Source organism: Marivita sp. S2033, assembly GCF_046592965.1.
In the GTDB taxonomy this organism is placed as follows: domain Bacteria; phylum Pseudomonadota; class Alphaproteobacteria; order Rhodobacterales; family Rhodobacteraceae; genus Marivita.
In genome coordinates this window covers 1-12,575 of the sequence record NZ_JBISBV010000022.1, presented here as the reverse complement: position 1 = coordinate 12,575, position 12,575 = coordinate 1, and the positions used below count along the sequence as shown (strand labels likewise).

Genomic DNA, 12,575 nt, shown 5'->3' with positions numbered 1-12,575 from the left:
TGTCGCTCGAAAGCTCATTACAATCGTCAACGCCCTCTGTAAATCAAGCCAGAAATGGGCCGTTCCAGCAAGTTGAAGATACAGTTGCTAGTGTCTGGATCGAGGCAACGGTCGTCCCGAGCGATTGCGCGAGCTTCGCCTGCGCATCGACATTCTGCAACCCGGAGCGGATCATCGCAGCCCCGGCAGCGGCCAGGGCCGCCGTGGCTGCAGCGGCCGCCAGCGTGGCGCGACGGGCAAAGGCCGCCACGCGGGCATTGGCCAGATCCATCTCGCGCGACAGACGGCCAAACCCGCGCGCTCCGGCTTCTCCGACACCTTCCAGCTCGGCGCGCACTTGGCGTCCACCCGTCGCCACAAGGCGGACGGAGACCCGTTTTTCAGCCATCACGGCGTCCTTCCATCTGTTCGTTGAGCTTACGCACCATCACCGCCTCGATCTCGGGCAGCAGTTCGGCGGCGATCAGAGTGTCGATGCCCAACGCGCGGGCCAAAGCCATGGCTGCGCCCATATCCCAGCCCAGCACCGCGCCGGGGACGACGCGCAACTGCCCACCAAGGCGGCCGACCAGGTCCCAGACTTGCCAGCCCTCAAAGGTCAGGGGCTGGTTCAGTCGTGCGGGGCAGGTTTCGCACGTCGTTTTACAGGCCGCGCAATAGCTTTCGCCCCCGCCGAAGGACCATTCGGCGCGGGCGCGGAGACGTTTTTTTCCTGTTCCAGCAGCAGACCCCGCGCGACATATTGGGTTTGGAAGGCCTCAAAGATCGGCCAGACCTCCAGCAAGGCGTCGATGTTTTCAGGCGTGACAGGCACAGCCTCGCCCGCGTCATCGCCCACCCCCTCCCAAGCAAGCACCGCGCGGCGGGCGACGGATTTGGCCATGGCCAGCGCTAGGTCCTCCTGGCTGGCCTCCTCGGGCATCGCCTCGATGACGGGATCGGCGCGGGCGGACACCATCAGCGCGGTGGTCAGCGGGGCGACCTGCAAGCGCAGGCCGGGGGCCAGCTCCAGCCATTCAGGGGCGGCGGTCAGGTTCAGTCTGAGCATTAATATACCTCGATGTCGTTGATCAGGGTTGCGGTGCACATGCGGGCGGGACTGGTGGCTTTGGCGGCCTGCCAGTCGAAGGTCGCCTGCACGCCCTGCGGCCCGGAAATCTCGATCCGGGGGCATGGCAGGTAGACGGCATGCACGGTGAAGGTAAAACTCTCGCCGGAGGGCAGGACGTAGGCGAAACTGATCTCGCAAGCCTCGCCGTTGATCGCCTGCGTCACCAGCGTTTGATCAGCAAAGCGCACTTCGATCCGGCCGGTCAGCGCGGCAATGGACGGGTCCGCGCCGTCGATCTTTCCGTCCGAGCGGATGGTCTCGATCCGGTCAAGGTTGTTGGCATAGGTGATTTCTGCCGAGACCACATTGCCCAGCGCAGAGCCATTCCGGCTGATCGCGCTGTTGAAATGGCCGAACCGCTGCAATGTGAGATCCGCTGGCGTGCCCGCGCTGCTCGTCGTGCCCACCGTCTCGCCCTGCGCCACCAACCGGGCGGTGGCGGTCAGGAGCCCCGAGCGTTGCACCTGCCAGGTCAGCTGATCCAGCACGCAGCCGGAATACATCGCATAGCGCGGCACCTCGGGCATGGCGGTCTCGATGGACATGCTGGGCAGTGTCCAAGACCCGGACTGAAACGCATGGGTATAGGGTGCCGCAGTGCCCGTGGTCACGGGGTCGCCGAAGGCCGCCTTGAGCCAGAAGCCGAAGACCTCGGCGTCGATTGGCACCACGACATCACCATCCGCCGTCACCGCGTCCTTGATCGGCGCCAGCGGATCCCGACCGTAGCCCAGCAGTTCGCTGTTCAGCAGCGGCTGCTCCGATCCCAGCGAGGTGCTGGCAAAGGGCATCTTGGTGAACCCGCCCACAGGCGGTGTTCCATAGGTCGTCTCGAACGCAAGCGCCATCTGCGCCCGCGCCCCTTGGGCTCGTGCCATTGTGTTCTCCTTGGATTGTCGGGATCAGGCCAGCGGATCGGCCGTTGAATAATGCAGCAGCACCGGGATCACGGCCGCCTTCAGGCTGGCCGCACCCTCGACGGGCAGATCGACGGGCCGCGGCGCTTCGGCTTCGACCCAATCGCAGAGCTCGCCCAGAGTCCGGTCGGCGGCGAGCGCCGTGCCGATGGTGGCGCAGAGCGTGTCGAAGACGGCGTCACGGTCGGCACCCTGAACGACCGCCTCGATCTCGGCGCGGTGCTCGTAGTGGTAGCGCAGTGGCGACAGTGTCACCTCGGGCTCCCCCGGCTCACCGTCGCGCAGGATCAGGAGGCCATCGGTCGGGATGCGTTCAGGCAGTACCTCACCCCGCAGTGCGGTGGCAGGCAACGCCGAGAGCCGCGCGTGCAGCGCGGTGAGGATGGTTTCTCGGGGCGTGGGCATTATGCTATTCGGGTGTTCTTGGGATACTTGAGGCGATCATCGTCGTGTTGATCGTCCTGGTGAACATGATCTTTCCCGTGCGGCCGATGCTGATCGCCCCCATGCTGATCATTGACATGTACGGCGTTATGCCGTACATAATCTGGCGAAGGAGACTGATTATGTTTGCGATCGAACCCACCGCACCTAAACCGGGCAAGATGGAGGCGCGCAAAGAGGTGCGCATGCACCGCGCGGATGAAGAGCGCATCAAGGCTGCAGCTGCTGCCACTGGCCTGCAGGAAGCCGACTTCATTCGTCAGGCGGCGCTCGCGCGTGCGCATGAAGTGGAACAGCGCATGTGTCTTTCCATTCTACCCATCGACGCGTTTGAAGCTTTCAAGGCTGCGGTAGATGCACCGGGAAAGGTTGTGCCCGGTCTTGCACTTGCCGCGGAAGCTTCAAAGGGCCTCCTGAAGGATGCCGACTGACACCGCGGCGGACGCGCCCGCCCTCACAATCGCGAAATTCGACAAGGCGCTGCATGACCGCAGCGCTTTCTCTTGTGGCTTTGGCCCTATCGACAACTTCCTGAAATCCTCACTTTCGGATCAAATCAAGACCGGGATGGTCGCTGCGTGGATCGCCACAGCTGGCGACGATCCTGCCGTGCTGGGCTTTTACACTCTCGGCGCGATGGCCGTCCGAGCGAATCTCGGCCCCGGGAAATGGCAGCGCGCCGGTGTACCCGACATCCCGGTCATCTACATCCGCGCTGTTGCCGTGCGCGATGACATGCAGGGCAAAGGGCTTGGAACCGCACTCGTCGTGGATGCCATGCGGCGCTGCCTCGGGATCGCCGAACAGATGGGCGCGGCTGCCGTTGTTCTCGATGTGCTCAAGGACGATCATTTTGAGCGCCGCTGGAGCTTCTACGAAGACCTCGGCTTCCAGCCGCTCGGCGACCCTGAAAACCCCGAGCGCGTCTTCATTCCGATGGCGAACGTGCGCGCGACGCTGAGCTGAAAAGCCACCTCGCATCAAATCCGCACCTCCACCCAGTTCGCGACGATCAGCCCCGGGACGCTATCCAGCGCCCGGTCAGCATCTCGCGCTAGATCCAGCCTCTTCGGCAGCTTCACCTGCGGGACCAGCAGGAAGATCGGCGCGGTGACCTTGCCGCGTCCGGTCTTTGAACGTGACGCCACAGCCTGACCCCTTTTGTTCAATCGGCTTTCCGCCACCAGCAGGCTCGGTCCATTGCGGCGATAGACGAAGCGCAGGCGCAAACCGCGCCGCCGCTCCCATTCGCCCGGGGTGATCCGGCGACCACGCAGGCCTCGGCCCGCAGCTTCGGTCGGGATCGCGAGGTAGAACCCATCCTTCGATCGGATCAGAGGGCCAGTGTCGTGGGCGCCGATAATGACCGGGGCATTGGACCAGACCAGTGCTGCGGCCTCCAGGCTCTCGCCTGCGCGCGGAAAGGTCTGGTTGCGGATCGAGTTGGCGAGCCGCCGCCCGAGCCCTGCGCCAGTAATCTGCGTGCGCCACGAAGACTTCAACCCGGTCCCAGCCTCGCGCATGGCGGCAGTGACAGCCTTCTCACCTGCCTTTACCTCTGCGGCCATGGCGGCGACGAGATCGGGCGTGATGTCGAGCTTCAGCTTCATGCTGGGCGCAGATCCACGGTCCAGACCAGACGTTCCCGGTCGCGAACAGGCTCGCCCTGAATGAGGAAGGCATCGCCGTCGATTTCAAAGCGGTCGCCCGGGCGCGGGATCGGAACCTCTGCGACGCGTAAATCGATCCGGGTCGTTTCCGACCAGAGCCGCGCGTCGCCAAAATCGGTGATCGCATCCGCCCGCCGGGAGACGACGCGCACCGACACGGGCGCGCCGCCATCGGAGGTGTATACGGCCTCGCGCCCGATGTTGGGATCCGCGAACAGCGCATCCACGACGGCGGCAAACGCCGTCATCAGAAACTGCCGTTCAAGCGCACCCGGCCGATCAGGTCGCCCGCGCCGCCTGCAACAGCGTCAACGGCCACGCCGATCAGCGTGTTCGCCGTGGCGGTCTTGGTGACTTCCTTGTTGTTGTTGTCCCAATAGACCTTGTCACCGGCGGACCAGGCCTGACTTGCGACCTTCTTCAGATTGAAGATACCAACGAGCGCGGCCTCGACCGTTTCGGCATTGGCGGCATCCCTGGCGGCCACGCCGAAAATGGAGCCGACGAGCACGCCGTCGCCGGATGTCACGGCATAGGGCGCGGTCAGGGTGATCGTGCCACCCGGTTGAATGAAGTTCTTAGCCATGGGTTGAGCTCCGTGTTGTTTGTTTCAGAAGATGGCTGATTGCCGATTGGGTGACGCCGAACCGTTCGGCGATGTCCACCTGCCGTTTGCCGTCGGCCGCGAGGTTCAGGATTTCCGCACGCTGTTGCGTGGACAGCCGTCGTCGCGCCGGGGGGTTCCAGTCTTTTAGAAAGACATGCCGCCAGGTCCGACCCATGGCGATGTGGGAGACAACGCCAGGCCTGGTTCCGAATTCCTCGGCAACCCGCTTGCAGGAGCCGACTTCGCTGAGCCTCTCTCCGATCTGTCGGGCTGTCTTTTCAGAGATCGAGCGATTGGGATGGCTGTTTCCCATCGGCATCGTGCCGTGGCCGATCTTGTGCAGGTGGTTTTCGCTACGGGTCACGTAGCATAGATTGGTCAGTCGGCTGTCACGCCGGTTGCCGTTCAAATGGGCGACCTCCAGCCCATCGGGGCACGGGCCGAGGAAGGTCTCGGCAACAAGACGATGCACGAACAGACGTTTTCGTTTTCCGGCGGTGCACAGGGTGACGCGCGGATATCCATCCGACAGCGACCCCTTCAGAACCCTTGCCGGACTCTTGCCGACAGAACCGTCTTTGCCCTTCGTGCTCCAGACCTGACCTGCAGGCGTGACATGGTAGCCCGGAAAGCCGCAGATCGGCACCGAATTTCCTGGAAGCATTTCAATCCCCGCAAACAGGAACGGGCGGCCCGATTGGACCGCCCGTCAGAGTTGAGATGTCAGAGATGGCCCAGTCTACGCGCCCGGGTTCTTGTAGAGACCGCGCCAGTCGATGGCCTTGGCGCCGAAGTCGAGACGGCACTTGATCTCGACGCCGTCGACGTCGAAGCCGTTACGGGTCTCGATGTACGCGCCCTGCTGACCCTCGAGATAGGCGTACTCGATCGTGTCGATCTGGTTCGGGCTGGCCGCCAAATACCAGGCGGTCTCGCTGACCGCATCCAGCCGGGGCTCGCTGATAGGCGCGAGGGTCCTGATCGATTGCGGTACGACGTTGGAGGTTGCGGCAGGCACGAGGTTCTGGGCCACCATCTGCTCGGCCTTCAGTTCCAGAGAAGCGGGCACGATCAGAAAGGCGGGCCGCACGTTCAGCACCGTTTTCTTGTCGAGACCCGTCTGTTTCGCCATTGCCGCCCGCGCCGCGCCCACGGCATCCACCGCCAGCGAAGCACCGGTCCCCGCAAGGTTCTTGTGGCTTGTGTGGAACAGGGCGTTGCCATCGGCCATCGCCGGGTTGGCGGTGATGATGCCCCAGACCACGTCCGACTCCAGCTGGGCGATGGAGTTGCCGTACATCGCCGGGATCCGGGTGAAGGCGTCGAGATCGTCGTTGATCAGCGTCTGGCGCGTGATGGCGACCACCCGGCCATAGGTCTTGACCTTGTAGCTCTCCTTGCTCTCTCCGAGCGTGCCACGCTTGAACTCGCCGCTCTCGCCTACTTCCAGCAGCTGCGGTGCCTCGCCGAGCTGGACCCGGTGCATCGCCTTGAAGTCGGTGGCCAGCACCTGGCGGCAGAACAACATGAAGGTCCGGGGATAGGCATCGTAGGCCTGCCGGAGGGTCTTGTTGGTAACCGCCGAGAGGATCTCGGGGAAGTCCGACGTCGAATGTAGCGCGCGCGTTGCCACCTCGTCGCGCGAAAGGCCGCGCGTGTTCACCCCAGCATTTCCGAGGCTTTCACGGGCCAGTTCCATGAGCGTCATGCCACGATACTGGCGGGCGGCATCTTCCAGAGTGAACAGCGTCGGGCTGTAACGGTGCAGAAGTGCGTTCGCGACGGCGTCGCGGCGGGTGATCTGCTCGTCACGGCCACCCAATGGGATCGACACCTGGCTGAAGGTGCGGGTTTCCTCGGATTTGGCGGCGACCTGATCGAGGATCAGACGGCGGGCCTCGCCGATATCCGTCCCGCGTTTGACCAGATCCTCGGCAAAGCTGCGCTCGAGGTTCAGCCGCCCGGCCAGATCGTAGATCGTGGAGACGCGGTCGCGCTCGGTTTCGCGGGCGCGGGTTGCGACAGCTTCGGTATCGGGTGCGGCGGGGGCGTCGGGCGTTTGCGGCTTCGGCTGCGCGCGGGTCTGGGTGGCAGCATCCTTCGGCTCAGCCACAGGTGGCTTCGGTTCTGTCACGGTGGTGTCCTCGGTTTTGACCGGCTCGGTAGGCTGTTTGGCGTGGATTTCGGCGTCGCTCGCCGGGGTGTTGGATGTGTCCGTCATCGGGATGGCTCCTGTGTTGGTGGGTGGGACGTCCCGGCGATGGAGGACGCAGTCGTGAAGGGGGGATTGGGCGCGAAAACCCGCGGCGGGGTCCGCGCCAACAGGCACGGCGGACACCTCGAAGGGCGTCCAGTCCACCGCGCGCCAAAGTTCGCGGGCTGCTTCGGGTTTCGAGACCTCGAAGCGGTGGACCTGGTAGCCTATGGAAACCGCGCGGATGTGGCCCGCCTGAATATCGCGCCAGATCGGCTCGACATCAGCGCGCTCGCTGATCCGGACCTGTGCAATGCCGCGACCGTTTTCGATCCGGGCCGAGCCCGGGACCACTGAGCCGATCACGGCATCCAGCGTGTCGATCTCGTGTACCTTCAGAAATGGCGCGCCCGCATTCAGCCGATCCAGCCGCACATGGGTCGGGTCGAGGCTGAGCTCTTCGTCATAGGGTTCGCCGAACAGGGTCGACCGGCGGACCCGCGCGCCTGCCGACCAGATCACCTCGACGGTGCGGGCGTCGGTATCGGCCGAGTTTGGCGCAAGCTCCGCCACCCGGCGCAAGGCCGGTAGTTCGATCATCGTGTCCATATTGGTCAGTCCTGTTGGTCAGTGTCGGGCCGCGCCGGGTCGGTATCGGAGTCGTCGGCCAGATCGCTCGCCGGGTCATTGGCCGTGACGTCGTCGGCGGGATCGTTGCCCAGATCGCTGGTTTGCGTGCTGCCGGTCTTGGTGACGCGGCGTGGGTCACTGTCGAGCACCAGCCCAAGATCATCGAGCTTGGCGTTGGTGGCAGCGATCTCCGCCAGCACCGCGTCTGGATTGCGGCCCTGCCGCGCGATCACCTCGGCCAGCGTCATGGTGCCTGAGCGGATCGACAGCAGGTTCGCCATCGCGTCCTTCTGCGGATCGACCGCCTCGAACTTCGGCGGCGACCATTCGACCGGCACCTCCGGCGTTGGGATCTGCCCCGCCGCCCATGCAGCCTCGGTGAACCAGCGCCACACGGGCGCGCAGAACATCGGGATGAAAAGCTGCCATTGCACGGCGTCGATCTGGCGGCGGAACTCGACGAGCCCGGCCCGGATCGAGGAATAGTTCACCTGGGACAGATCGCCGGTCAGCAGCTCGTAGGGTACCCGGAAGCCAGCCGAGATCGTGTGCAGGCTGGCGCGCTTGTATTCGCCATAGCCACCGGTGGCGGAGGGCTGGTTGAATCGGATGTCCTTGCCGCCGCGCGCATAGGCGATCAGCCCGGGCTCAAACTGTTCGACCCGGTTGCCGTCGGCGTCGACCACGGAGGGCGCGATGCCCTGCTGCGCCTCGTCGTCGCCAAAGACGATGGCGGTGACGCAGGCCTCGGTCTTCTTGCGGACCAGTTCGGCGACCTCATAGTCGTCAAGATCGCGCAAACTGCGGATCACCGGCGCACCCCAGGGGACGCCGCGCGCCTGCGTGCGCTGCTTTTCGTAGACATGGGCGATCTCGGTCGCCGGGACCGGACGACTTTGAAAGCCGTTTTGCAGTGCGCCATAGGCGTCGCCCGGATGTTCGGCGTGCAGCCAATATGCGCGGCGTTTGCCGACCGGGTTGAACTCAATCCCTTGAACCAACCGACCTGCACCGAGCTCGCCGGATTTCGTGGCGTCGAGAAAGTCAGCTTCCAGCACCTGCAGCTGCAACGGCACCGGCAGACCGTCGCTCGCGCGCCGCAGACGTCGGCGCACCAGGACCTCTCCCGCCTCGACCATTTCGCGGCAGATCAGGGTCTGGAGCCCGTAGAAGTCGAGCTGGCCATCGGCGTCGGCGGCGTCCGACCACCGTGCGAACAAGGCATCGACCTTGCGGTCCAGCGTGTCGTTGCCACTGGCGGCGCGCGGCATGATGCCCGCACCAACAATGTTGTTCACAAGCACCGCCACGGCCTTGGCCGCGTGCGGGTTGTTGCGGACCAGATCGCGCATCCGGTCCCGCAAGAGCGCCCCGGCCACGCCAACCTCGGTGTCGGCCGAGGTGCCCGGCGCGCGCCAGCCTTCGGTCCGCCGCCCTTTGGCCGCGCCATCATAGCCCCGCGTTAGGGTTTCGAACGCCTGGCGAGCGAGTACGCGCCGTGCCGCAGCGCGGGGTGCCACCGAGGCTATGGCGTGGTCAAACCAGTTTGCAGACATCAGCGGTCCCCGCGCGAGAAGCTCGCGAGACCGGCGATCGGCAGTGGTCTTGTCGTCCCGGAGATAGCGCGCTCGATGGTGCGGATGCGCGCCAGCAGATCCTCTGCCGAGCCGTAGTCGACGGATTTACCGTCATAGCTGACCCGGGTCGTCCCGCTGGCATAGGCCCGGCGCAGCGCGGACAACTCGGTTTCCGTCCAATCAGTCATCAAAACCATCCTCCGCGCCGTCCGAGCCAGTCGGATCGCCGTTTCCCCTGCGTTGCCTGCGCTTGCCTGTTGATCTGCCCCGCGGGATCTGCGGAGACTTCGGCCACCCCGAGTTGATCCTCAAGGTCACGCCATTTCTCGTCTGTCCAGCGGTCTGCGCCCACGATCCAGGCGGCGGCCCGGGCATAAACCCGACAATCCAGCACCTCGTTGCGCTCGCGCAGCTTCTGCCATTCCAGCCGGGCAAAGCCGCGTTTGGTGCGCACCGTCACCAGCTGTTCGGCCACGAACTGCTTCAGCCATTCGTTCTCGACCCAGTGCGGCAAGTGGACCGTGCCGGGCGAGAATGCCGCGCCGTCGGCACGTTCCTCATCCGTCGGCCGTTCCAGCCGCAGAAACCGATAGGTTTCGGCCTTGAAGGTCGACACCGCCACGGTCCAGAGGCGTGCGCCCCGGCGCAACCGCTTGCCGCCCTCGGTGGCGTCCACGTAAGTAGGACCGGACACCGGGCTTGCCCGATTGAACCCTTCGACGCCTTTTACCGGCGCGACCTGCGCGAACCCTTGCGCCCGCGACCAGCCATAGACTGCCGGAGCCTCATAGCCGGTGTCGATGGCAAGCCGCGCGATCTTCAGATGCGCGCCACGCTCGTGCGGCCACGTCCGGTTCAACAGCGCAGTCAGGTCGCCCCATGCCTCATGCCGGTCCGGTCCACCCTCGATCACGATGTGATCGACGAGCCAGCTTTCGAGGCCGCGGCCCCAGGCCCAGACATCAACCTCGATGCGGTCCTTCTGCACGTCTGCCCCGGCGGTCAGAAACAGCCCGCCCGCAGGCACCATGCCCGGTTTCCAGCGCTCGCGGCGGTCGTAGAGCCGCTGCCAGTCGGGGGCCTCCCCGGTTTCGACCCATGTCTCGCCGAGGATGGTGTTGCGGAGCGCCTTGACCGCCTCGTCCGACCCCTGCGCCGCGTCCCATGCCCGGACAATCCGCTCCCAGCTCAGCCAGCCGATCGGCGAATACAGCGCCGAGAGGTGATAACCGACGGTATTGGGGTCGGCCGCCGTGGCGGTGGCTCGCCATTCACCGGCCTCCAGCATCGCTGTCTTGTTGTGTTCGGCGATGGGTGTCTCACAGCCCTCGCAGTGATACTCCGCCGTTTCCGGACGACCCTTCTGCCAGCGCAGCCGCTCGAACTTCAGCCATTGCGCATGGCCACAGTTCGGGCACGGCACGAAGAACCGGCGCTGGTCACTCGCCTCGAATTCGCGCTCGATCCGGCTCAGCCCCCGGATCGTCGGTGTCGAGACCAGAAACACCTTACGCCGATGGGCGAAGGTCAGGGACCGTGCCTCGGCCAGCGTGACCGGATCGCCTTCGTCGTCAGCCGAAGCGGGATAGGCATCGACCTCGTCCAAAAAGATGTAGCGCGCCGGGGTCGAGCGCAGCCCGACCGCCGAGTTCGCGCCCGTCATGATCAGGATGCCGCCCGCGAATTCCTTCGACAGCATGGTGTTGCCCGCATCGCGCGACCGGGCCGGTTTGACCCGTTCGCGCAGTTCCGGGCTCTCATCAATCAACGGATCGATACGCTGGCGCGAGTTGCGTTTCGCCAGTTCCACGGTCGGCTGGACCGCCAGCATCGGCCCCGGCGCCTGGTGGATCGCAAACCCGATCCAGTTGTTGCCTGCCTCGGTCGCGCCGACCTGCGCCGCCTTCATGAAGACGATCCGCTGGGTTGGATCGCCGGGCGACAGCCGGTCCATGATTTCGCCCATGTAAGGGCGTGCGTGCTGTGCGATACCGCCCGGGTTCTGCCGAAGCGCGCCCCGAAAGCATCCGGTGCCGGTCCGCCCATTCGGAAACGGTCAGGTCCGCATCCGGCGTAAGGCCAGCACCCCAGGCGCGCAGGATTTCCGCAGCGCCGTCGAAATCCAGCACATCGTTCGTGTCACCGGAGATCGGGGTTGACCTCGGCAAGATCGTCGAGCTGGGCACGGACATGTTTCTCCAGAACCTTCTGCATCGCGGCGGGCTCGACGCCCAGATCGGCCGCCATCAACGCGGCCGCACGAGCGGGCCAGTTGACCCAGACATCGCGCTCCTGCCGCGCCAGCCGGAAGACCAACGAAAGAGCGCGGGCGCGATCAATCAATTCGCCCTTCAGCTTTTGCAGCCGAAGACGACGCTCCTGCGCCTTGAGCACTTCATTGGCTGTCTTGGCCTGCAGGAACGTCGTGCCGCTACCGACCGGCGGTGTCGCCAGTCCTTGTTCGCGCAGGGTTTCGCCCACGGCCGAGACTGCCGCCTCCGGGACGGGTTTGAGTTTTGGCTGCGGCGCTTTTCGGGTTTTGGACGGATCGGTCGCTTCAGCGCGCAAGGCATCGCTGGCCACCGCGTCGATGCTGCCATCGCCGTACAGAACCAGCCGCCCTGTCGCTTTGGCCTTCTGGATCGCCCCACGTGAAAGGCCGACGCGGGCGGCATATTGGCGCTCGCTCAGACCCTCCATTGCGCGCTCCGATTATCATTCAAAATCATGTGCTTATGTAGTTGATAAGCCTCCGCACCAGAGCGAACGTGGTTCCACGAAAACGATGCAACTCACCACGGAGCCGCCACGATGACACGCCTGAACCCCCAGACCACGCCCCGCCACCAGCTGCGCGCCGAAAAGGCTGCGCGGAACAAGGAGGCGGCATTGAACGCCTTCATCGGCAAGAAAGCCGAAATCGACGAGATGCTCGCCCGCTTGGCAAGCCTCAGCGACGACCACTTCAACGCCCATCCCGACGAGATCAAATGGGGCCATGTCGGCACCCTTGAGCATTACGCCAGCCTCCTGAAGCGCATCACCGACAGCGCCTTCAGCGAAGGCGAGCACGCGGAGTGAGCCCCATGGAAACCAGCACCATCCGCATCGCCATTCGTGGCCTGAACGAGCCTTGGGATACGAGCCGCATCCCGGCCGTCCTCGACGAGATCGAAGCATCGCTCAGAGAGGAAGCCAACGTTTCGGCGCGCCTCACCGCCGACAGCATGACGATCGCCATCGACGTCGCCACCGACCGTCTTACGGACGCCGCAGCGCTCCTAAGGGACCTCGGACTGATCTGACCTTGGGCCGACGCCCGAACTCCGGCCGCGCGCCCTGCGCGGCTTGGGGTCGTAGAAGACCGCGACGGTCGCGGTCCGAACACGGAGACGACCCCATGACCAAGCTTTCCGACACCCAGA

The 12,575-nt window shown here is 64.9% G+C and carries 16 protein-coding genes and 2 pseudogenes; 4 read left to right on the top strand and 14 right to left on the bottom strand.

What is annotated here, in order from left to right:
* Positions 1 to 88: 88 nt before the first annotated feature.
* The 5 genes and pseudogenes from ACGKZZ_RS16850 to ACGKZZ_RS16830 all read right to left on the bottom strand — a co-directional run.
* Positions 89 to 388: pseudogene (locus tag ACGKZZ_RS16850) on the bottom strand (phage tail tape measure protein); the annotation flags it as partial.
* Complete coding sequence (locus ACGKZZ_RS16845; protein WP_338152821.1) at positions 381 to 548, bottom strand: hypothetical protein; 168 nt, start codon at positions 546 to 548, stop codon at positions 381 to 383. The gene ACGKZZ_RS16845 and the pseudogene ACGKZZ_RS16850, both read right to left, overlap by 8 nt.
* A 62-nt stretch (positions 549 to 610) precedes the next feature.
* Entirely contained in the window at positions 611 to 1,048 is a 438-nt protein-coding gene (locus tag ACGKZZ_RS16840) for a hypothetical protein (RefSeq protein WP_411224683.1), read from the bottom strand.
* Entirely contained in the window at positions 1,048 to 1,989 is a 942-nt protein-coding gene (locus ACGKZZ_RS16835; protein WP_411224682.1) for a phage tail tube protein, read from the bottom strand. The genes ACGKZZ_RS16840 and ACGKZZ_RS16835 overlap by 1 nt, the downstream gene beginning before the upstream one ends.
* A gap of 24 nt (positions 1,990 to 2,013) precedes the next feature.
* The gene (locus tag ACGKZZ_RS16830; RefSeq protein ID WP_411224681.1) at positions 2,014 to 2,433 is read right to left on the bottom strand and encodes an acyl-CoA transferase; all 420 of its coding nucleotides are present in this window, start codon (positions 2,431 to 2,433) and stop codon (positions 2,014 to 2,016) included.
* 44 nt (positions 2,434 to 2,477) lie between these two features.
* On the opposite strand from ACGKZZ_RS16830, the gene ACGKZZ_RS16825 reads away from it, so the two are divergent.
* Together ACGKZZ_RS16825 and ACGKZZ_RS16820 are read left to right on the top strand one after the other, a co-directional pair.
* Positions 2,478 to 2,903, top strand: coding sequence for a DUF1778 domain-containing protein (locus ACGKZZ_RS16825; protein ID WP_411224680.1), 426 nt, complete (start codon positions 2,478 to 2,480; stop codon positions 2,901 to 2,903).
* Positions 2,893 to 3,438 carry a GNAT family N-acetyltransferase gene (locus ACGKZZ_RS16820; protein WP_411224679.1) on the top strand — a complete coding sequence of 182 codons (546 nt, stop codon included), beginning with the start codon at positions 2,893 to 2,895 and terminating at the stop codon, positions 3,436 to 3,438. The genes ACGKZZ_RS16825 and ACGKZZ_RS16820 overlap by 11 nt, the downstream gene beginning before the upstream one ends.
* Before the next feature lie 14 nt (positions 3,439 to 3,452).
* On the opposite strand, the gene ACGKZZ_RS16815 is transcribed toward ACGKZZ_RS16820, so the two are convergent.
* The 9 genes and pseudogenes from ACGKZZ_RS16815 to ACGKZZ_RS16775 form a co-directional block, all read right to left on the bottom strand.
* Positions 3,453 to 4,082 (bottom strand): DUF6441 family protein, encoded by a 630-nt coding sequence (locus ACGKZZ_RS16815; RefSeq protein WP_411224678.1) that lies wholly within the window; start codon positions 4,080 to 4,082, stop codon positions 3,453 to 3,455.
* A complete protein-coding gene (locus ACGKZZ_RS16810) occupies positions 4,079 to 4,390 on the bottom strand; it encodes a hypothetical protein (protein WP_411224677.1) in 312 nt (103 codons plus the stop codon). The genes ACGKZZ_RS16815 and ACGKZZ_RS16810 overlap by 4 nt, the downstream gene beginning before the upstream one ends.
* Positions 4,390 to 4,728 (bottom strand): DUF2190 family protein, encoded by a 339-nt coding sequence (locus tag ACGKZZ_RS16805; protein WP_411224676.1) that lies wholly within the window; start codon positions 4,726 to 4,728, stop codon positions 4,390 to 4,392. The genes ACGKZZ_RS16810 and ACGKZZ_RS16805 overlap by 1 nt, the downstream gene beginning before the upstream one ends.
* On the bottom strand, positions 4,721 to 5,413 hold the full coding sequence (locus ACGKZZ_RS16800; protein ID WP_411224675.1) for an HNH endonuclease: 693 nt from the start codon (positions 5,411 to 5,413) through the stop codon (positions 4,721 to 4,723). The genes ACGKZZ_RS16805 and ACGKZZ_RS16800 overlap by 8 nt, the downstream gene beginning before the upstream one ends.
* Positions 5,414 to 5,488: 75 nt before the next feature.
* Positions 5,489 to 7,552, bottom strand: a complete 2,064-nt coding sequence (locus ACGKZZ_RS16795) for a prohead protease/major capsid protein fusion protein (protein ID WP_411224674.1) — start codon at positions 7,550 to 7,552, stop codon at positions 5,489 to 5,491.
* 5 nt (positions 7,553 to 7,557) lie between these two features.
* On the bottom strand, positions 7,558 to 9,129 hold the full coding sequence (locus ACGKZZ_RS16790; protein WP_411224673.1) for a phage portal protein: 1,572 nt from the start codon (positions 9,127 to 9,129) through the stop codon (positions 7,558 to 7,560).
* A complete protein-coding gene (locus ACGKZZ_RS16785) occupies positions 9,129 to 9,338 on the bottom strand; it encodes a phage head-tail joining protein (protein ID WP_411224672.1) in 210 nt (69 codons plus the stop codon). Before ACGKZZ_RS16785 ends, ACGKZZ_RS16790 begins: the two co-directional genes overlap by 1 nt.
* Positions 9,338 to 11,342 (bottom strand): annotated as a pseudogene (locus ACGKZZ_RS16780) (phage terminase large subunit family protein). The gene ACGKZZ_RS16785 and the pseudogene ACGKZZ_RS16780 overlap by 1 nt, the downstream one beginning before the upstream one ends.
* The gene (locus ACGKZZ_RS16775; protein WP_411224671.1) at positions 11,290 to 11,850 is read right to left on the bottom strand and encodes a hypothetical protein; all 561 of its coding nucleotides are present in this window, start codon (positions 11,848 to 11,850) and stop codon (positions 11,290 to 11,292) included. Before ACGKZZ_RS16775 ends, ACGKZZ_RS16780 begins: the two are co-directional and overlap by 53 nt.
* Before the next feature lie 111 nt (positions 11,851 to 11,961).
* Between ACGKZZ_RS16775 and ACGKZZ_RS16770 the strand changes: the two genes are divergently transcribed.
* Both ACGKZZ_RS16770 and ACGKZZ_RS16765 read left to right on the top strand, forming a co-directional pair.
* Positions 11,962 to 12,231 (top strand): hypothetical protein, encoded by a 270-nt coding sequence (locus tag ACGKZZ_RS16770; protein WP_411224670.1) that lies wholly within the window; start codon positions 11,962 to 11,964, stop codon positions 12,229 to 12,231.
* A gap of 5 nt (positions 12,232 to 12,236) precedes the next feature.
* Complete coding sequence (locus ACGKZZ_RS16765) at positions 12,237 to 12,455, top strand: hypothetical protein (RefSeq protein WP_411224669.1); 219 nt, start codon at positions 12,237 to 12,239, stop codon at positions 12,453 to 12,455.
* The last annotated feature ends 120 nt before the right edge of the window (positions 12,456 to 12,575 follow it).